Source organism: Alterotamlana spongicola, assembly GCF_035818475.1.
Taxonomy (GTDB): Bacteria; Bacteroidota; Bacteroidia; order Flavobacteriales; family Flavobacteriaceae; genus Cognatitamlana.
Window position 1 is genome coordinate 1,900,878 of sequence record NZ_JAYMGV010000001.1, and the last position, 22,601, is coordinate 1,923,478.

General features: G+C 32.5%; 11 protein-coding genes. 6 read left to right on the forward strand and 5 right to left on the reverse strand.

Annotation, left to right across the window (positions count from 1 at the left end):
* Positions 1-1,365, reverse strand: coding sequence for a sigma-54-dependent transcriptional regulator (locus VOI54_RS08295; RefSeq protein ID WP_326282259.1), 1,365 nt, complete (start codon positions 1,363-1,365; stop codon positions 1-3).
* Between the two features lie 198 nt (positions 1,366-1,563).
* Between VOI54_RS08295 and VOI54_RS08300 the strand changes: the two genes are divergently transcribed.
* The 6 genes from VOI54_RS08300 (at position 1,564) to VOI54_RS08325 (ending at position 12,385) form a co-directional block, all read left to right on the forward strand.
* Positions 1,564-2,928, forward strand: a complete 1,365-nt coding sequence (locus VOI54_RS08300; protein WP_326282260.1) for a TolC family protein — start codon at positions 1,564-1,566, stop codon at positions 2,926-2,928.
* Between the two features lie 5 nt (positions 2,929-2,933).
* Positions 2,934-4,184 carry an efflux RND transporter periplasmic adaptor subunit gene (locus tag VOI54_RS08305; protein WP_326282261.1) on the forward strand — a complete coding sequence of 417 codons (1,251 nt, stop codon included), beginning with the start codon at positions 2,934-2,936 and terminating at the stop codon, positions 4,182-4,184.
* A 22-nt stretch (positions 4,185-4,206) separates the two neighbouring features.
* Positions 4,207-6,561 (forward strand): ABC transporter permease, encoded by a 2,355-nt coding sequence (locus VOI54_RS08310; protein WP_326282262.1) that lies wholly within the window; start codon positions 4,207-4,209, stop codon positions 6,559-6,561.
* Positions 6,562-6,793: 232 nt separating this feature from the next.
* A complete protein-coding gene (locus VOI54_RS08315) occupies positions 6,794-7,483 on the forward strand; it encodes an ABC transporter ATP-binding protein (RefSeq protein WP_326282263.1) in 690 nt (229 codons plus the stop codon).
* A 71-nt stretch (positions 7,484-7,554) separates the two neighbouring features.
* The gene (locus tag VOI54_RS08320) at positions 7,555-9,948 is read left to right on the forward strand and encodes an ABC transporter permease (protein ID WP_326282264.1); all 2,394 of its coding nucleotides are present in this window, start codon (positions 7,555-7,557) and stop codon (positions 9,946-9,948) included.
* 22 nt (positions 9,949-9,970) lie between these two features.
* Positions 9,971-12,385 (forward strand): ABC transporter permease, encoded by a 2,415-nt coding sequence (locus VOI54_RS08325; RefSeq protein ID WP_326282265.1) that lies wholly within the window; start codon positions 9,971-9,973, stop codon positions 12,383-12,385.
* 707 nt (positions 12,386-13,092) lie between these two features.
* Here the strand turns inward: VOI54_RS08325 and VOI54_RS08330 are convergent.
* The 4 genes from VOI54_RS08330 to VOI54_RS08345 all read right to left on the reverse strand — a co-directional run bounded on the left by VOI54_RS08330 (position 13,093) and on the right by VOI54_RS08345 (position 22,592).
* Positions 13,093-13,926, reverse strand: coding sequence for an alpha/beta hydrolase (locus tag VOI54_RS08330; RefSeq protein WP_326282266.1), 834 nt, complete (start codon positions 13,924-13,926; stop codon positions 13,093-13,095).
* A 67-nt stretch (positions 13,927-13,993) separates the two neighbouring features.
* On the reverse strand, positions 13,994-15,607 hold the full coding sequence (locus VOI54_RS08335) for a sulfatase family protein (RefSeq protein WP_326282267.1): 1,614 nt from the start codon (positions 15,605-15,607) through the stop codon (positions 13,994-13,996).
* Between the two features lie 507 nt (positions 15,608-16,114).
* Entirely contained in the window at positions 16,115-20,380 is a 4,266-nt protein-coding gene (locus VOI54_RS08340) for a sialate O-acetylesterase (protein ID WP_326282268.1), read from the reverse strand.
* A gap of 721 nt (positions 20,381-21,101) precedes the next feature.
* A complete protein-coding gene (locus VOI54_RS08345; protein ID WP_326282269.1) occupies positions 21,102-22,592 on the reverse strand; it encodes a RagB/SusD family nutrient uptake outer membrane protein in 1,491 nt (496 codons plus the stop codon).
* Positions 22,593-22,601 lie beyond the last annotated feature (9 nt).

Below are 22,601 nucleotides of genomic sequence, written 5' to 3' on the forward strand. Positions count from 1 at the left end.
TTAGATTTTGTATCGTTTTATTTTATTATATAGCGTTTGTCTTGTAATACCTAATTGATGAGCTGCTGCACTAAAATTTTGTTCGTGTTTTATTAATGCATTTTCAATCATGGCTTTTTCCATATCGCCTAATGTTGCATCTAATTTTTGAGATGTTGAAACAGTCTGCTTTTTAAATACAAAATCGTTTGAAGTTAGATTCTTATGTTCAGTTAATATTACACTACGCTCTATGGTATGTTGTAACTCTCTAATATTTCCCGGCCATTGATGATTTTGTAATTTCTTTTTAGCCGAAGCACTAAGTTTTAACCCAAATTTTCCATATTTATTAGCATAGCTATTCAAAAAATATTCTGCTAGTAGGAGCACATCGTCATCACGAAGTCGTAATGGGGGAACTTCAATTTGGATGGTGTTAATTCTGTATAACAGATCTTCTCTAAACAAGCCTTCTTCAACCATCTGTTCTAATTTACAATTGGTGGCGCAAACCAATCTAATATCTACAGGTATAGGATTGTTAGAACCTACTCTAAAAATAACTCTGCTCTGTAAAACAGCTAATAATTTAGCTTGTAAGGCAAAACTAAGATTGCCAATTTCGTCAAGAAAAAGGGTACCTCCATTGGCGGTTTCAAATTTCCCAGCATGATCGTTATGGGCATCTGTAAAAGCACCTTTGGTATGTCCAAAAAGTTCACTTTCAAAAAGACTTTCAGTAATAGCTCCCATATCTACTGTCACTAGCACTTCTTCTTTTCGTGAAGAACCGTTATGAACGGCTTGTGCAATAAGTTCTTTACCTGTACCGTTTTCGCCAGTTATCAAAATATTAGCTTTCGTTTTGGCTACTTTTCGGGTCATTTTTAAAACTTGATTTATCGCTTTAGAGTTCCCAATTATAGGACTATCGTTTTTATTAATTAGCTGCTTTAAATACTTTGTTTTTTGCTTTAAGTGACTCACTTCTTTTCTGGATTGCTGTAACTTATATGCTGATTGTACAGTACTTAAAAGCTTATGGTTATCCCAAGGTTTTAGTACAAAGTCTGTAGCGCCTTCTTTTAAAGCACGAACTGCTAATTCTACACCACCATATGCCGTCATCATAATAACCGATGTGTTTGGAGTCAATTCTTTTATCCGCTTTAGCCAATAAAACCCCTCGTTTCCTGAATTTACTCCAGCTGAAAAATTCATATCTAATAATATCACATTATAGCTTTTTATATCTGAAATTGATGTAATACCATTAGGGTTAGCTAATGTGGTTATTGTTTTATATTCAGAAAGTAATAACAATTCTAATGCACTTAATACACTTTTTTTGTCATCTACAATAAGAATTTTTCCCTGATTCATAAGAATAAAAATTGCAAATCAAAACTAAGCATTAGTAGCATTCGTTTTTGAAAAGTGTAAAATATTTTTACACTTTTTGTCAATTAATTTTACACGTAGATATTGGTTCTTTGTATTTCACATCTTATAAACGTCTGTATTTCAATGTGTTTTTCTTTTTGGCATACCGTTGGCATAAGGAAAAGAAACTGATTAAAAATGTGTCAAAAAATAATGTGTTTTTTTGTTTTTGGGTTACTGTTACCTCCAGTAAAAGGCAATTCTCAAAAAATATGGACTTTGGATAATTGCATTGCCTATGCTTTAGAACATAACCTTACACAAGAAACACAAAATTATGATGCCATAATTAGTAAAGAGCGCTGGCGACAAAGTAAACGTGACATGTTACCAACAATTAACGTTTCATACCCAAGTTACAATGTAAGTTTCGGCAGAACGTTAGATCCTGTTACCAATAGTTTTGTAGAAACACGTTTTGTTTCTGGCATTAGCGGAGGACTTTCCTCGTCTATAACACTTTTTGAATCTTTTAAAAAGTGGCACACTTTAACTTATCAAAAATTGATATACAAATCTAGTCAATATGATGTTCAACAAGCACAATACGATTTGGTTTTTAAAATTATGGATTTGTTTAATCAGGTTGTATTTCATGAAGGTGCTTTGAAAATTGTTAAAGAACAGCAAGTTTCTAATATATTACAACATAAAACTATTTCCAAAAAAGTAGACTTACAATTATTGGCAAAAGCAGATTTATACGATATGGAAGCCACTGTAAGTGCAGATGCCTTAGCGGTACTTCGTGCAGAAAACACTTTAAAAGCCTCCAAATTAGCATTAATTCAAGAAATGAATTTAAATGTAGATACCATTAATATTGTTCAAGAAATAACTGAAGATACACCCTCTTTTAAAAATGCCTCTTTTGCTACAGATCAGTTATTTAGAACTTCTAACGACATTCTGCCTAGTCTTCAAATAAGTAAGTTGAATGTAGAGCAAGCAAAAAAAAGATTGGCTATTACAAAAACAGCATTGTTTCCAACAATTCGTTTGGGAGCTGGTTTAAACACAAGATATTCTGTTAATCTTAAAGATGCGTTTGGAACAACAATTCCGTTTAAAGATCAGATTAAAAATAACCAATCTAAATATTATGGGTTATCATTTAGTTTTCCTGTTTTTAATAATGGTAGAATACGTAGCAATATAAAAATTTCTAAAATAGATTTAGAAAAAGCACAAATTCAATTAGAAATAGAAGAGCAGCATATATATAAAATTATTCAAGAATTATTACAAAAAAACGAAGCGCTTATTGCAGAAGAGCAACTTAATCTAAAAAATGTAAGGGCAAAGGAAAAAGCTTATAATATTGCTAAAAAAAAGTATGAAAAGCAATTGATAAATCTTTATGAATTACAATTAGCCAGCAGTACGTATTTGGCAGCAAAAATTGAACAAATACGGCTAACGGTACAAATAGCAATACAAAAACGAACCTTAAATTTTTACAATGGTACATTTTTATTACCAACTAAAGGAATAACAAATTAATGGCTATGGATACCAAAATAGAAAAGAAAAAGGGCATTAGGCCAAAACATACTATCATTGTAAGTATGGCATTACTATTCCTTTCTTTTATCGGTTATCTTGCTTTTAACGATTCAGGTTCTACACTTAAAGTAGAGAAAGATAAGCTAACTATTTCTACAACTGTTAATGATAAGTTTAACGATTATATAAGTATTAGTGGTTTGGTACAACCTATAAGCACGGTGTATTTAGATGCCTACGAAGGTGGTCGTGTTCTCGAAATTTTAATCGAAGAGGGCAGTATGGTAAAAAAGGGAGATGTTATTTTAAAACTTGAAAACAGGGAGTTGTATGGACAAATATTAAATAGTGAAACCAATTTGGCTTTAAAACAAAACGACCTTAGGCAAACACAAATAAATTTTGAATCAAAGCGCATTGGCGGACAAAAAAGCCTTTTGGAATCTGAATTTCAATTAAAAAAAGCAAAACGAAAGTTTGAACAATATCAGGCATTGTATAAAGAGGAATTAATTGCAGGTGAAGAGTTTTTACAGGCAGAAGAAAGCTACGAATTGGCAAAGAAAAGTTATGAAGTCAATAAGTTTCAAGTAAAGCAAGATTCATTATTAAGTACTAGCAGTATAAAGGATTTAGTGAAAGACCTAACCCGTATGAAGCAAACATTAAGTATGGAATACGAGCGTATAGATAATCTAAATGTTAAGGCACCCATTGATGGGCAGCTAGGAACCCTAGATGCCGAATTAGGAAAGCAAATTGGTCGTGGGCAAAGCATTGCCCAAATAAATGTATTAACTGATTTTAAGATAGAATCTACAGTTGATGAGCATTATATAGACCGTATAAAAAAAGGCTTAACGGGTACTTTTGAACGTGGAGATAAGGTGTATGAAGTTGGTTTAAAAAAAGTATATCCAGAAGTTAGAGAGGGCAAATTTAAAATAGATATGGTATTTGCTGGAGACCAACCAGATAATATACGTACAGGGCAAAACTATTACATTAAATTGCAATTGGGTGAGCCAACAGAAGCCTTATTAATACCGCGTGGTGCTTTTTTTCAAAGTACAGGCGGGCAGTGGGTATATGTACTTGATAGTACAGGAGAATTTGCAGTAAAACGCTCAGTAAAAATAGGAAAACAAAACCCTAAATATTATGAAGTATTAGAAGGTTTACAAGTAGGAGAGCAAGTTATAACATCTGGCTATGATGCTTTTGGTGAGAGTGATAAGCTAAATTTGAAATAACCATCTTCAAAATAGAATAAGAATGTTAAAACATTATGTAAAATTCGCTTTTAGAAACTTTAGAGGTAACAAAGTCATATTTACTGGGAGTTTAGCAACTCTTTCTTTGGGAGCTTTGTGTATTTCGTTGTTGTTCTCGTATGTTTATAACGAACTCTCTATGGATGATTTCCATAAGAGAGAGAAGGATATTTATATGATAATTTTTAAAGAGACTCCAAAAAGTTTATGGATACCTTCTTATTTTGAATTTAACGCTGAAGAATACTCTGAAATTGATACTAAAGTAAAACTCCAGAAATACAAAAAAGGAGAACTTAAATTCACTTACAAAAGAAACATATTCTCCCCTGAATGTATTATTGCTGACAGTCTTTTTTTTGAAATTTTTGATTTTAAGTTAAAAGTTGGAAATGAGAAAGCAATATTATCTGATTCAGATGCTGCGATAATATCTCAGCAATATGCCAATTTAATGTTTGGGGGGCAGAACCCTATTGGCAAAAGTATAAAAGTTAGTTCTAGATATGAAAAAACATACATTATTAAGGGGATTGTAGATATCCCATCAAATAGTTCAATAACTTTTGATTTTATTTTACCAAGTATATCAAACTCCTTTAATAGAATGGGAGTTACTTTTTTATTAGCAAATAAAAATTTTGATAAGAAAATATTTCAAAAAAAAATAAAAAACATTGGTAATAACGTTAAGCATCATTCTCCTCAGTTTACTAAAAGTACAACAAGTATTAAATCTTTAAAAGAACTTTATTTTAATAAGGGGTTAGCAAATAAAAGGCTAAGTATTTCTTCACATTCAGGTAACAAAAAAAACAATTATGTTTTAATAATAATTATGATAATTATTTTATGTATTACGGGTTTGAATTTTTCTAATTTACAAATTATAAATATTAATACCTCTATTAAGAAGATAGGGATAAATAAAATTCAAGGGGCTCAAAAAAAACATATTATTTATCAAAAAATCATTGAATATAGTTTACTAATAAGTTTTTCAGCCTTAATTATAACCATTGCTTACAAATTGGTTCTGCCATTTTTTAATGAGCTTGTAAAGTTGACACTTTCGCCTCCTTTATGGAAAGTTATACTTATAAATTGTGCCATTTTAATTTTGCTTGCTGTTTTGGCTTTAGCCTATCCTTTAATAATTGTTTTACGAACATCCTTAATTAGAAGTGTAAAAGGAGGAGTGCTTTTAGGAAATCAGTTAATTGGACGTAAAATTTTAGTCATCACTCAGTATACTCTAACCTGTATGTTAATAATTTCATCAATAATAGTTACAAAACAACTTAAATTGATGCTTAATAAAGATTTAGGCTTTACAAGCAAGAATGTTATTACAACTAAGATGTTTTATCGGTTAGGTGGTAAAAGAGAAGAGCAACAAAAGACATATCAATATGTTAAAAACGAATTATCTAGTCATAGTTTTATTGATTTTTTTTCACAAGGGTATTCACCTTTAGAAGTATCTCAACACCCTATAAAAGTTAAAGAAAATGATGAAGAATACAGTACGCATAATATTTTAATAACAGCTCCTAATTATAATCAAGTACTCGGACTTAAAATTCTTGAAGGACGGTTTTTTGAAAAAGAAAGAGATAAACAAAGAGGTAAAATAGTAGTTATTAATGAAGTTGCTAAGCGGTATTGGAATATTAAAGACATTACTAAAACACGTTTATTAGATAAGTATTGGGAAAGTAAAGATGGTTATGAAATTATAGGTGTTATTAAAGATTTTAATTACGAGCATTTATCTGTTAAACCTCAACCATTAATAATGTTATATTTTGAAGATGTAGATACTAATTTTTTTATCCAATTTCAAGAAGGACGAGTTCAAGAAGGCCTACAATTTGTAGAAGCCTTATTTGAAAAAGTTAATCCAAACGAAACCTTTGAGTACTCTTTTTTAAGCGACGAAATAGCAGCCTTATACCAAAAAGAAAAACGCTTAAGTACTATTTATATTTTGTTTACCATAATTGCTTTGTTAATCTCTGCTATTGGTTTGTTTACCATTGCTTTATATGATGCCCAAAGGCGGGTTAAAGAAATAGGCATTCGCAAAGTAAACGGTGCCACTATAAACGAAATTATGCTCATGCTTAATAAAGACCTTATAAAAGGGGTTTTAATTGCATTTGTTATTGCCTGCCTCATTGCCTATTACGCCATGAGCAAATGGTTAGAAAACTTTGCTTATAAAACCAGTTTAAGTTGGTGGGTGTTTGCTTTGGCAGGGGTGTTTACACTTGTTATTGCATTATTAACGGTTAGTTGGCAAACATATAGAGCAGCAACTAGAAACCCGGTTGAGAGTTTGAGGGATGAATAAAATAAAAAAAGATAGAAATGTCATTATAAAGGAGTCATGGTCTAATAATAGTTATTTGGTATTTATAGAAATGATACAGGTTGTCTGCGCAAGTCGTTACTCCTTCTTTTTGGAGAGAAAGGGAAGAGAGCATAAATTACCTTGGAGCTATTACTTATTTTAATTGAAACCAAAAAGACTCCTTTTAATGACAAAGAAACAAAGAAAATAATAACAAATAAATACTTTTAAAATGATAAAAACAGAAAGACTTACAAAGATTTTTAGAACTGAAGACATTGAAACTAAAGCCTTAAACAGTGTAAACTTACATGTAAAAGAAGGTGAGTTTGTAGCCATAATGGGGCCATCAGGTTGCGGTAAATCTACCTTGTTAAATATTATAGGGATGCTAGATAACCCTACTGAAGGGGCATATGCCTTCAATGGTAAAGAAGTTGGTAGTTTAAAAGAAAGTAAACGTACCCAAGAACGTAAGGGGAATGTTGGTTTTGTATTCCAGAGTTTTAATTTAATTGATGAACTTACCGTTTACGAAAATGTAGAGTTACCATTAATCTACTTAAAAATTAAAGCTAGTGAACGTAAGCGCATGATTAAGGAAGTGTTAGAGCGCATGAAAATGGGACATAGAATCAAACATTTTCCGCAACAATTATCTGGAGGTCAGCAACAGCGTGTAGCCATAGCCCGTGCTGTAGTTGCAAATCCAAAATTAATATTAGCCGATGAGCCTACAGGGAACTTAGATTCAAAAAACGGTAGAGAAGTTATGAATTTACTCACTAAACTCAATCAGGAAGGAGCGACAATTGTCATGGTGACACACTCAGACCGTGATGCTAATTACTCACATAGAATTATCAATTTATTTGATGGGAAAATTGTAACTGAGACCCGAAAAGATCCGGCATTGGTTTAAGGGCTAAGTATTAGATAACACATAATAAGAAAGAAACAAGGACTAATTGATGTCAATAAATTAACAAAACCATGCTAAAACATTATACAAAATTCGCTTTTAGAAACTTTCGCTCTAACAAAGTTATTTTTGCAGGAAGTCTTACAACACTTTGTTTGGGAGCCTTGTGTATATCTCTATTGTTCTCATATGTTCATAATGAACTTACTATGGATGATTTCCATAAGGGAGAGAAGGATATTTATATGATGACCATGAAAAGGTCTCCAAAAGCCGAATGGGGTTTACCTTATAAATTTACACCAGAAGATTTTCCTGAAATTGAAGGCAGTGTTAATTTAATTTTCTTTAAAAAAGATGGAACTAAAATAAAATTTAACCAAGATATCTATACTCCTATTGGAATGGTAGCTGATAGTACTTTCTTTGACGTTTTTGGTTTCGAGTTAAGTCAAGGTAACCCAAAATCTGTTTTATATGATAGTGATGCTATTATTTTAAGTGAAACGTTTAGTAAAAAACTCTTTGGCAATAAAAATCCAATAGGGCAACACTTAGATTTTGAGGTACGCATGTATCAAGGTGTGCATACTGTTAGAGGAATTGTAAAAATCCCATCGAACAGCTCCTTTAAATTTGATTATATTATACCTTATGTAAAGCACCCGCTTGGTTATGGTCGCCGACAAGTATCTTTCTTTAAAGCTACAAAAGGTTTTGATAAAAATAAGTTTGAAGAAAAAATAAAATACTCAAACAATAATGTCCCAAATGTTTACCCACAATTAACAGAGAGTATAACTTCTTTAGTAAGTTTAGATGATATATATTTTAGTTCAGAGCTTAATAGTTTAAAAACATATACTCAATTTAGCTCAGGGAATAAAAAAAATATAGATATCCTATTAGTTATTATGTTGGTTATCCTATTAGTATCTATACTTAATTATTCTAATCTTCAAATAATTAACACCAATGCAGTACTTAAAAACATAGCAATATCTAAAGTAAATGGGGCTTTAAGGCATCATATTATTGGGCAAAAAATTATTGAGACCATAATTATTATTATCTTATCTACGCTTCTTATTACTCTAGGTTACAACTTTTTGTTACCATGGTTTAATGATTTTGTTAGAGTTTTTTTAGCTCCACCCATCTGGAAAATATTTTTAATTAATGCTATTATTCTTTCCTCTATAACAATTATCGGTTTAATATATCCAATGCTTATTATTAATCGTTTTTCAACTATTAATAACTTAAAGAAAACAAATTCAATTTCTCAAAAATTAAAAGGAAAACAAGTTACGGTGGTATTACAATATGCTATGGCATTTTTACTATTAATATCTTCAATAATAGTAAATAATCAACTAAAACTAATGCTGGATAAAGACCTTGGGTTTAACGATGACGGCATTTTAAAAGTCAAACTTTATTACGAACCACCTTTTAATACAGAAAGTCGAAATTGGACTCGGGAACGCAGACTAGAAGAACGAGAAAAAGCGATGCAAATACCTAAATATATTAATAATCAGTTAGCGTCATTTTCCAGTATAAAGCAATTATCTCAAGGACGTTCTCCTCTAGATGTTTTTCCCATAGACTGGAAACCAAAAGCTGGAGATTTTGAATTTGAAACACTCAATTCTTTAGTTGTAACTCCAAATCATCAGAATCTATTTAATTTTAATTTAATAGAAGGGCGTTTTTTTGAAGAAGGCGTGGACAAACAACGTGGCAAGAAAATAGTAATCAATGAAGCCGCTAAAAAGCATTGGGGTATTGAAGACATAGAAAATACAATTATTGGCAATAGGAATTGGGGTGATTATGAAATAATAGGCGTGGTTGAAGATTTTAACTACGAGCATTTATCGGCAAAACCCCAACCTCTTATGATGGTTTATTTTGAAGATTTTGAAGCTGAATACTTCATGAAATTTCATAAAAACAAAACACAAGAAGGTATTCAGCATGTAGAAGCCTTATTTAAAGAATTAAACCCGAATCAGGTTTTTAAATACTCTTTTCTAAGCGATGAAATAACAGCCCTTTATCAAAAAGAAAAACGCTTAAGTACTATATACATAGTATTTACCATAATAGCTTTATTAATTTCCGCTATAGGTCTGTTTACAATTGCTTTATACGACACACAACGCCGTATAAAGGAAATTGGTGTTAGAAAAGTAAACGGAGCTTCCATAAACGAAATCATGCTCATGTTAAACAAAGATTTTATAAAGTGGGTAGTTATAGCTTTTATAATTGCATGCCCAATTGCTTATTACGCGATGAGTAAATGGTTAGAGAATTTTGCATACAAAACAACATTAAGTTGGTGGGTATTTGCTTTAGCTGGGATGTTTACATTGGTTATTGCTTTATTAACTGTGAGTTGGCAAACTTATAATGCGGCTACTAGAAACCCAGTAGAGAGTTTAAGGGACGAGTAAACAATAGTATCAAAACGCAAACATGAACATCATATATTATTTGAAAATAGTTTACAGAAACTTTGTTAACCAACGCCCTTATAGTTTTTTAAACTTAATAGGCTTAAGTATCGGGTTATGTATTTCTTTTATTGCATTGCTTTACGTTACGGAGGAAACAGGGTATGATTTGTACCATCAGAGACACGAGAATATTTATAGATTATTGTATAAAAGCAATAAAGGAAACTTACAATCAATAAATAATGTAAAAGTTGCTAAAATTTTTAAAGAACAAGTTCCAGAAGTAACAACATCTGTTACTTACTTTAATGGGTTTTTTAAAATTAATGAAACTGTAGACCCTATAAATTGTTTTTACGCAGACCCAGAGATTGTAGATATCTTTACCTTTAATAGTATTATTGGAAATTTAAACTCATTAAAAACAAATTCTAAAGCAGTTCTTGTCTCAAAAGAATTTGCATTAAAACATTTTAAAAAAATAGAGGTTATAGGAGAGGTTCTAGAGATTGAGACACGTACAGGAAAAGAAGAATATAGCATAGGTGCAGTATTTGAAGACTTTCCGAAAAAATCTACGATTACACCAAAAATAATAGTTCCAAATATTAATTCTTCAATGTATAAAGGTATGTTGGAGCCACAAAATTATGGAAGTAAAGCAGGTCAGACATATTTTTTAATAGATAAAAATGCTGTTATAGAAACAGTCATTGATAAAATAAATAAGGTTAGCAAAGAGCAGTCAAAAGCTTTTTCTGAAACCTATAGTTTGCAACCACTTATTAATGTTCATTTGTTTTCTGAAAATATAGGTGGTTCACAATCAGGTTCATTAAAAAGAGTTATTATTTATTCTGCTATTGGGGGGGTAATATTAGTAATATCGATAATGAATTTTTTATTACTCTATACAGCTATTACAAAACGTAGAATAAAAGAGTTGGCTATTAGAAAAATTAATGGTTTAGGCAGAAAGGGTGTGTTAAGAATGTTTTTATTCGAATCTATATCTATAAGTGTTATTTCGGGTAGTATAGCCATATTTTTAATGAAATTAATTGTTCCAGTTTTTAATGAATTTACGAATAGCGAATTAACTTTAAATTGGATTGATGACTATAAATTTTTAACCTATGCAATAATTATAGTTCTAATAGTAACCTTCATATCAACTTTCTATTTTTATTATTACTTAACCAAATTTAATGCCATTGAAATTATGGGAATGGATAAGTTGAAAAAAGGAGACGTTTTTTTATTGAAAAATAGTGCGCTTTTTTTTCAATTATTAATTGTAACCATTATGTTAACCTTCTCGCTAGTTTATTATAAGCAGTTGGATTTTATGATTAATTCTGGTAAGGGGTTTAGCACTAGTAATCTTTTTATGCTCCAAAAAATTAATTGGACTTCTTCTCCTTTTGAAGAAGAAGTCATAAAACATCCAATTATTAAGAATATCTCTAAGGGAACAATCTTACCATTGCATGGCAGTTCTACGCAATATAACATTGCTTTGAAGGAAACACCTTCAAAAGGCGTAGCTATGGAAATGTTTAGAGTAGATGCTAATTATATTCCTTTATATGAGATTAAATTAAAATCTGGACGAAATTTTTCTAAAGAATTAGCAACAGATACTAAGGGAGAGACTATAATTATTAATGAGTCGGCTCTTAAGCTTTTGGAAATCACAGACCCTATAGGTAAAGAAACTAATCAGGGTACTATAATCGGAGTTGTTGAAGATTTTAAATTTGAGTCTTTTTATAAATCACTCCGTCCTTTATTTTTTAGAATTCCAAGGGTCCATCCTAAATATGGTGATCCAACAGGAAAATATGGAGGATTAATTATTAAATATGAAAATGAGAAAAGAAAAGAGGCTATTCATTTGATAAATACATTGTTAAAAGAGTATGAAGTAAACCTAATATCAGATAGAAAAAAAATGTATGCAGCTATAAATCGTAATGAGAAAAATATTGTGTTTGATCCTAATTATTATGAGTCACTGGTTAATGATATTTATGGTAAAGACAAGACACTTCAAAAGTCCATTTTAGCACTCACAATTATTGCTATTTTCATCACGCTTTTGGGTTTAATAGGGATGTCATTATTTAAAACTCAACAAAAAACCAAAGAAATAGGCATCCGGAAAGTAAATGGGGCGACAATAAACGAGATCATGTTCATGCTTAACAAAGATTTTATTAAGTGGGTAGTTATTGCTTTTGTTATTGCTTGCCCAATAGCTTATTACGCGATGCGTAAATGGTTAGAGAATTTTGCGTATAAAACTAGTTTAAGTTGGTGGGTATTTGCTTTGGTTGGGATATTTACTTTGGTAATAGTATTGCTTACGGTGAGTTGGCAAACGTATAGGGCAGCAACTAGAAATCCTGTGGAGAGTTTAAGGGACGAGTAAAATATTGAAAATGCATACTCAACTTTTTTAAAATTTTGTGATTCCCAAAAGAATAGACCATATTTCAGATCTTTTATAAGGAAAATTTAGCTTTATATATGTAAAACCGATATTTAGTTAAGAAATTAGGAGATAATAATAATAGGAATTGAAACAGCAGGGGCACTAAAAAACAAAGTTAAGTATGGAAACTTTAATATTACACTTTTTAATAATTAATTATATAAAACAGTCTTTAACTTAATAAAGTAATATCAAAAATTACTATTATTTATCTTGTGTAATAATTAATACCATATTATATGTGCAGCACCTTAAAAAAGGTAAAATAAAACAAAAGTTCTTATCCTATTAAGTTACTAAGTGAATCTAATAAAATGTAACTTTTTGATTATTGAAAATATAAAGGGAATGGTAGTCTACCTGCCGCCCCGACAAACCTAGAAATAGGTAGAAACAAAACGCTGTTAATTGAATGATTATCAGTGTTTTTTTGTTTTTATACATTTTTGTTTGGTATCAAATAAAAGTATCTAAAATGTAGCGCTGCGTCAGCACGCTACATTCTTACTTTTACATATGCATTATTATGCTAATGAGCACCTATAATCAGTAATTTTCTGTCGAAGAAAGGCTCTCGGCAATTATGTAGCCAAACTAATAAACGCGAATTTTACATTAATAAAGCTACCTGAAATAGTTTTTTGCTATTCAATTTTTACAACAGGTTTATCTTCCAAGTAACCCAATGATACTAAAAAATTGTCTGCTTCCGTGAGTGTTTTTTTATAAGATTCAAAATTCTTGTAGTTAAAAAACCCATGTTTCTCTCCTTCATATAATACCAAATCACATCTACTTTCAACTTTGTCCATTACTTTCTTGTAGTATTCGGCGGTTACTACTGGAATATGCTTATCATTTGTTCCAAGGAGTATAATGGTTGGGGGAGCGCCTTTTTTGATGTTGTGTAGTGGTGAGAATTTTTTATAGTTATCCCCAATTCTTTCATAGCCATAACCGCCAGGGCCATTATCAATAACAGGGTTAAAAAGAACCAATGCGTTAGGGATACAGCTTAAAGACAAATCTTCGGTTTCTTGGTTGTAATCTTGTATTAATGCAGTAGCTGCAGCAAGATGACCTCCGGCTGATCCCCCCGAAGCTATAATCTTAGTTGAATCAATATAAAAGCGCTTTGCGTTTTTTCGAATAAATCTAATGGCAGATTTGGCATCTTTGAGTGATTCAAACGGACTTGTATTATTTGTGCTTTGGGTTCTATAATCAACCAGAAAACACACTATTCCCCTTTTGGAAAAATATTTTGCATGGTTTTCAAAGTGGGTTCTATTGCCGTTTTTCCATCCTCCTCCAAAAAAAAAGACCATAGCCGGATAGGCTTTGCCTGTTTCGGCCTGCTCTGGGTAATATACATCCAAATATAATTTGGTTGAGTCAATCTGTTTAAATATTATTTTCTCTTGAGCAGAACAAATAGTACTAATAACAACTATAAAAAGGAAATATTTTATTTTCATCAGCTATTTTTTTAATGTTTGTTAAATGTAAAATATATTTTTAGGGTATTTTGAAAAAACATTCAAACTATTGCTTTACATATTCTGGTTTGCTAAAATCCCTCATAGGTGAATACCTAATATAACTATCAAACACCTCTTTGTCAGGGCCAACAACACGAGGGTCTTTAGAGCGCTGGAGTTCAGCCATTAATTTGTTTTTGAGATTTTTTTCAATTGGAGCATATTTAGAAATCCCCGCGAGATTGTTCAAACAATATGGGTCATCTGTAACATGGTATAACTCAATCTCAGCTCTTTTTCCGTGGGCAAGTTTAAAATATTCTGCAACCTCTGGGTCTTCATGGTTTTCAATAATATAGGTTTTTGAGGGACAGTCATCAATATCTGTAAATGCTCCATTACTCATGTATTTTCCTTTTTCATTAATGCCATACATTGGCCATAAAGCAGTACTGTCTTCAGGGTTAATTCGTTGCGGAGCACCTGCGGGCCAACGCTTTGATTTAATATTCCATATATAGATAAAATCCTCACTCCTGATAACCCTTTGTGGATACCCCCAGTTTAAGTAGCGTGAGCTTGAATGCCTTTCACGACCTGCAACTACAAATTCTTTATTTTTGTCAATTATTCCTTGTTTTTTACTGCGCAGTATCTTAAGGAAACTTTTACCTGAGATGGGCAACATATTTTCTGATTGGGTTTTGGTAAGTTCAAGGATGGTTGGGGCAATATCAACAAAGCTAACAAGGTCTTTTACTATTCTTTTTCCTGGAAACTCCTTTGGATAACGAATGGCAAACGGAACGTGTACACCATATTCAAAACAGTTTGCTTTGGCACGAGGGAATGGCATACCATTATCAGCAGTAACAATAACAATGGTATTGTCAAGTTCATTAATCTCCTCAAGGTAGTTTAACATAAGCCCCAAATGATGGTCAAACCATTCTATTTCAACAGCATAGTCGAGTAGGTCACCTCGGATTTCATCATTATCAGGAAGGAACTCTGGTACTTTTACATCTTCAAGTTTTTTACCCATGCGCTTCCAAGACCCTTTTTCGTAAGCTCGGTGTGGTTCAGAAGCACCATACCAAAAGAAAAATGGCTTATTGCCTCTTACATTATCAATAAAGTATTTAAAATTTTCAAAGTAATTGAGGTTTTTAATGCCCTTAGCGAAACGCGTATCGTTTTTTGCGTTATAGGCTATCTTGCTATAGGATTTTCCGGCAGCATTATCCTTTCGCCATAAAGAATCTTTCTCGTTTCGTGCATATTGAAAAGGAGCAACACCTTTACCCGTTAAACCGGTAGTATATCCATTCTTCTCAAGTAAATCAATGAAAGGAACATGTTTTTTCATCCATGATGATGCATGCTGGCCTGATTGTTCGTTCTGCCAATGGTGACGCCCAGTAACAATACTGCTTCGTGATGGAGCACAGCCAGGAGAGCTTGCGTAGCAATTTGAAAAATAAATACCCTCACTAGCCACCATATCAAAAGCAGGAGTGTTTACAAAATTACAGCCAGCAAAACCCGTATGTTGAAATGTTTGGTCATCACTTATTGCAAATAAAATGTTTGGCCTCCTTTGTTCAGTAGGCTTACTAGTACACCCCATGTTTAAAGTAATTAATATTACAAATAAGTAAACTGTGTTTAATTTCATTCTATTATCTATTTTTCTGTATTTGAATGGCATATTATATTGTATACATGTTTAAAAATGATTTGCTCTATTAATTTATATTCCATTTTAAGTACATAGTTTGATGAGAATTTTGGTAGCTCTATAGTAATTAACCATGGTTGTTACGTTTAGGAGCAATATGATTCTGTCAGATACTTAGCTAAACTTTTTTGATTAAATTCAAATATACTAAGATTAATAACCTTACTTCTTATGGACATGTTGATAAGATACTTATTAAATTCATACTTTGAATGCATAGATAGTACTACCTTTTTTACTGGTATTGAATCCTCCAATCTCTTTAGTACTCTTTTGTAACTTTTATTATTTTCCATTTCAAATTTGGGTGGGATACGATTGTATAGCTCTATATTGACTACTTTATTAGATAGTGTATTTATCCATTAAAAAAATATTCTTCTTTTAGTTTAAACTTTTGCCACATTATGGTTTTGAAATAGATACAATTAAAATAGTACTGCATTAAAGTTTTACTAATCTTAGTAAAGCCTCCACATAGTAATAGTCTGCATAAATAAGAGGGACATCTATTTCTGAATTATACGGCTTACTTCCTGTTGAGTGATCTAAAACAAAATATTTATTCTTATCTTCCTTATAATGCTCTGATGAGAGGTTTTTCAAAATTGTTTTGGAGCTGTTCAGATAGTTTTTCTTAGTGTCCTTGTCCATTGTGTACCCGCTAAGTTCAATCAACGCTGAAGCTGTAACCGCAGCTGCAGAGGCATCTCTTGGTTCATAAATAATATTAGGCACATCATAATCCCAATATGGAATTAAATCTTCTGGTAAATTTTGATGATTTAGAATAAAAGCAGCAATTTTTTGAGCCTGCTCTAAATATTTAATGTTCTTGGTTTCTCTGTACATCACCGTATAACCATACAATCCCCAAGCTTGCCCTCTTGCCCAGGCCGATTCATGACTATAGCCTTGATGGGTATTTTTCTTCTCCACTTTCCCAGTCTCAGGATTGTAACCAATTACATGATATGAGCTATAATCCTCCCGAAAGTGATTTTTCATAGTCATATCGGCATGTGAAACCGCAATGTCATAGAATTTCTTGTTTCCTGTTAACTTAAATACATTTAAAAGTAATTCTAGATTCATCATATTATCAATGATTACCGGGTAATCCCACTTGTCCGTATTGTGGTCCCACGAACGAATGCACCCCACTATTGGATTGTATCGGGTAATCAATGTTTCTGCACTCTGAATTAAAACGTTTTTATAATGGTTATTACCGGTAAACCAATAACCATTACCCACGCTACAACCTATTTTGAAACCCATATCATGAGTGTTTCCATTAAATTGTTGATTTTCAATATAAGTCGAAATTTCCATTGCCTCAGCTAGTAATTCTGGGTATTTTGAATACTCATATAAATACCAGAGAATGCCCGGATAAAAACCACTTGTCCAGTCTTTACTTTTTACTCCATGCATTGTACCATCATCATTGATGGTTCTGGGAATACATTTTGGGTGAATTTTGGTGTTCTCAGCAAGCGTTTTATATTTATTTGCTAAATTTTCCAGTATCCTTTCGGCATCAAAATTAGTTAAGGATAATTTATTATATAACGCATCTTTAATCACTTCTACATAATGCTCTTCAAATGTGAGTTCATTATCAAATTGTATATCATCAGTTACGGTTAATTTATTCTTGGATACATAGTAAGTGTTTGCCTTATTGTCTGCTAATTGTTCTAAGTGTTTATTAAATGTGGAAGTCTCTTTCCCCTTGGCGTTTAAAATACCCCAACAAATAAATGGAAGTTCAGGTTGTTCTAAAGCTTCACGGTAAGCTGATATTAACTTTGCTAACTCTTCCGGGTAATTTTTGTTATTCAAATCTACCGCTCTTGGATACCAAATAATTGCTTTTAGATCCCCCTCTTTTTGAGCCTCACGAATTCGCTTTACCGATTCATTAAAAAAATGACCTCCTTGTTTCCATGCCCCAATTTCAGTCTCTTCCCGGATATTGACCACCAAACCAATTGATCTGTCTGAAAAGTTTTTCGCTATTGTTTTTGCAAAGGAATATGCCGAACCAAATTTTTGATTTTGTAAACTTTTTCTAATTGATGACTCAGCATTCAGTGGCCCAGATACATCTGTCCATTTACCCGCTTTAGTAAAAAGTGATATGTTTTTTAATTCTGAATTGGGCAAGATTAACGGCTCTCTGTCTCCTTTATTGGATTGGCCTAGTATCAAGAATAAATCTTTGCTTTTTACTCTGTCAATTGCGTTAGAGTTAAATGTTTTGAATGCAGTTTTTAACCCTTTACTTGTAACTGAAACTGTTGTGCAACCTTTATTATGAGATAAACCAATTAATGCCCTTCCGTTATAGAGCTGTACTTTTTTGCTGCCGCTGGAGGTTCCTTGATTGACAATTAAAGTACCATCACCAGCAGCTTTAAAATGAACTAGGTTTTTAGCATCTAAACATTGAGTGCCATTAGCATCTAGTGCCTTGGCTTCTAACCAAACAATATCGTTTTCAATGGACTTAACGGATAGGGAAAGCGCATTGGGTTCAGACCATTTTTGGATTTGATAATCAACCAGAATATCATCTATTACTGTTGTTTTAGACTTTTTTCCAATGGCTTTAATACGATTCATTCCATCGTCTAATGAGACCTCCCATCTTAAACCAGCGGCAGGATAATCTTGACTGTTTCGTTTTTTGATGCCTTGTGATATCCCATTAACAATTAACTCTACTTCTGTACAGTTTGAATATACTTTTATCATTTTCTTTTCACCCTTCTCACCCCATCTTGTTGGCCAACTATGACCATAGATATGTATCATTGGCCTTTTTGTCCAATAAGATTGAAATACGTAAAAAGCCTCTTTTTTAGTAAAATCTCTTTCAACTACTCCTTTTTGGTTGACATATGGTACAGGGTTTTCTGGGCGTACCGGTGTTGAGAAGTCTTTAAAAGGCCAATAAGCTGTACCAGTAAGCCATGGCATGTTTTCTTGTTCTTTAAGGTGCCAATCAATTAAATTACAGGCATAAGTTTCAGTCCAGTCACCATCCTTAGATACGCGAGCTCCTCCCGCATACAATGAGGCATCTCCGTCTCGTTCATCGGCTCGCTCTCCACTTATTACATTAGCAATGCCTTTATCCGGGTTTTCAGAATGTCTTTTTGCATGATTGCTTGCTCCCCATTCAACATGTAAAAAGTGATTCACTTCACTCATTTCTAGTTTTGAAACCTTCTTATAGTCTGTAAACTTCCCTCTATACCATCCAGCCCAAATTGACGGAGAGTATACATCCACTATATCTTTACAGAAGTTACATCTTCTAATTGCTGTCTTACGGCTCATATCAAGTTCATGAGATAAGTCGTTCAACTCTCCCATAAAAGCTCTAATCTTATTTTTATTAAATTCAGTAAAATCACCAGGCCAATCATTTTCATTTCCTAGTCCCCATATAATTATTGATGGATGATTTCTATGCTGTTCTATCATGTTTCGTAACATTCTGCGCGCCTGTTCTTTGTAGATGTCTCCACCTAGACCACCTCTACACCAAGGAATTTCTTCCCATACTAATATCCCCAAAGCATCGCATAAATCCAGTACATAATCATTTTGCTGGTAATGTCCTAAACGAATGAAGTTAACCCCCATCTCTTTCATCATTTCCATTTCTTTTTTTATCTGGGACTTTGTCATAGCCGCTCCGGTACCGGCATGATCCTCATGTCTGTGGGTACCTCTTAGCAGCAAACGTTTGCCATTAATTTTAAATGGGCCTTGTTTAACAAATTCAAAATTTCTGAACCCAACTTTCTGAGCTATACTGTGTATACCTTTTTTTGTGGCCAGTGTGATTTTACAAGTATATAAAGCTGGGGTGTCAGGTGACCATAAAATGGGTTTCTTAATTTTGAAACTCTCACTTGTATAGTCTTTAAACAGTGTGGGTATTGTAGTTTGTTTTGTTAAAACTTTTTTACCTTCTGGCGAAGTCAACTCAATTGTTAAATCTCCGGACGACTCAACCTCTCCTGTAAACTGTACATTGATACTTAAATTACCTGATTTAAAACCAGGGTTTACTACTGGCTCTATTGAGACATTTTTAATATGATTGACTGGTTTGTATTCTAAGTTTAAGCCTCTATATATACCACCGTATATGTTAAAGTCTGATAAGTCAGATGGAATCATTTCTAAATCCCTTGAATTATCAGCTCTAATCACTACAGGGACTTTGCCCTGAAAGTTATTTGCGAACTCACTTTTCCTGAATTGCTTAACAGCATCAGTGATGTCTACTCTCCACTCATCATATCCACCCACATGTTCACCTACCTGGGTTTGGTGAATATAAACATGTGCTTTCTGGCCTACACCTTCAAAATGCAAGAATATTTTTCCGCCTGTGCTTTCTATTTCAACATACTTTCTGTACCAACCTGGTCCTTGATAATAATTAGCATCAGGGTCTACAGCATCATAGGCATTGAAACAATGAGGTAATACTACATTGCTCCATACTGGTACTGTTTCCGGTTTGCCTTTTTTGACAGGCCTTACAGCTTCCCATATGCCACCTAGGTCTCCTTTTACAAACTGCCAATCATCATTTATTGATATGGTTTTTTGCTGAGAAAAAAGTGCTGTGCTAAAAGTTAGTAAAACGGATATGATAAATATTTTATCTAAAAATTTCATTTCTTGATTTCTAAAAATTTAGTTTTATTAAAAAATATTGATTCATGTTATTTGTTCAAATTGTTAGATGTTTTCTGGTGCAAACTTTATAGCAAAGCCAAATTTTATAAGTCTTTTTTCATGTGACATCTAAAATTTGATACCCTTGGCTCAAGACATGATGATTTAAGACATTGTTTAAACTCCTTGATTCTTGCTTCTTTTCTTTTCGAAAAATATTTAGGACATGAACCTCATTATTATTTAGTCTAAAGAGAAAAACCTTAAAGAACGAGCCAATAAGTTAATGGCCTGTAAAAACAAATAAAGACAGGTTTTGCTTGTTTATGTATCCACCACTTTTGGTTATCTTAAATGATATTAAGGTATATGTAGACATAAACGGACCAATTTAAATGTACTATAGTAGCCCAACTTGTTTTTATCATTTAATACATAATAAACAATACCCATATAACAACAACGGTAATAATCGTTATTAGAATAATCTCATATGTTTTGCTATGGAATTGATTTTTTTTCATGCTGGTTAAACTTATTTAGAGTGTAAATTGGGCTATCACTAATTTCTTTTATCTTTTAATTAGGTCACATTTAAGGTTATCAATGAGGTCAATGAATTTTGAAAAAATATCATTGGGTTCACAAAAAAATATAAACCCAATGACATTAAACTAAAAACTAACTCAAACAAAACACTTTAAAATTCATCAATCTTTTATTAATATCCATCGTTTTGAAATTCAGGAGGTAAGCCTCTATCAAATTCAGATTGTGGTATTGGGTAATATTTTTTAAATGGAGCATATCCATTTGATGCTCTTTCATCTACTGCTAATACAGCATCAATAGTACCCCACCTGAGCAAGTTAAATTTTCTTTTTAATTCAAAAGCCAATTCAAAACTCCATTCTTGTCGTATAGCATCTCTTAATGCATTAGTAGATAAGCCTGTAAATTCAGGTACTCCTGCTCTTGTTCTTAGTTCATTAATGGCATCATGGGCTATAGTTGTTGCTCCATTCGCTTCATTTTCTGCTTCAGCTAAAATTAAGTAGGCTTCAGCTAACCTGAAGACAGGTATATTTAACCCTGTTCTTTTTCTGTTATCTTGAAAATTTTCCCTACCAACATCTTGGTATTTAGCAATAGCTGGAGTTGGTCCATAATTGGTGTTATGACTAAATAAAGTATAAGGAATTGTTGGGTGAGGATCTTGCACAAACTCTGTTAAAAAGCTACTGGATTTTCTTTCATCAGCATCATCAAACGTATCCATAAAAGTCTTGCTGCTTTGCCAGAGATACCACCCAGGTTCCTTAATTCCACCACCTGTAGGACGCGATTGCACTGTTATCATTCCTGTTATTACTGGCATTTGAGCCGTTAAGATAGCCTCTTTGCCATTTTGGTTTGGTATTTTAAAGGCATCTGAAAAATCATCCCATAAGTCGTAAATACCCAAATCAATTACTTCCTGTGCCTTACCCTTTGCCATATTCCATTTAGAAGAATCGTTTACCGGCCAGCCAGCCATACTTAAATACATTTTTGCTAAGAGCATTTTTGCAGCTCCTAAAGTAGGCCTTCCATCATTTCCAGTGTTACCCGACCATAAAACCGGAAGGGTCTTTTCGGCTTCTATTAAATCGTTAACAATAAAGTTAAATACTTCTTCTTCTGGAGATCTAACTAATAGAGAAGTATCATCACTTACTGTTTCTGTTGGTTTATCAATTAAAAATGCAGGCCCATAAAGGCGTACCAAATAAGAATACATCATAGCTCGATAAAACCTAGCGGACCCATTGTAAGGCTCTGCCCATTCTTCATTAGGTAATGACGCTATTAATAAATTGGATTGATTTATTATTTGATAACAAATCTGGTATACTTCGGTGATATATCTATTACTATTTACAAAGTTAAATTGATCTATTGCATACCGGATACCCGAGGGATACCTTACCACAGTTTCATCACTAGATATCTCAGATAGCATTATTAATGCTCTATTAAAAAATTGTGGTGAAGCGAGAGTTTGACTAATCCCTCCTAGTATAAGATCTGCATCTTCTGCTGATGCTGGAAACACTTGAGGAGATAAAAGGCTCACTGGGTCTTCTTCAAGAAAATTGTCATGGCAACCAATTAGTAACATACTGATTAAACCAATGCCGAATGCGATATACTTTTTTATAATATTTTTCATGTTTTTTTA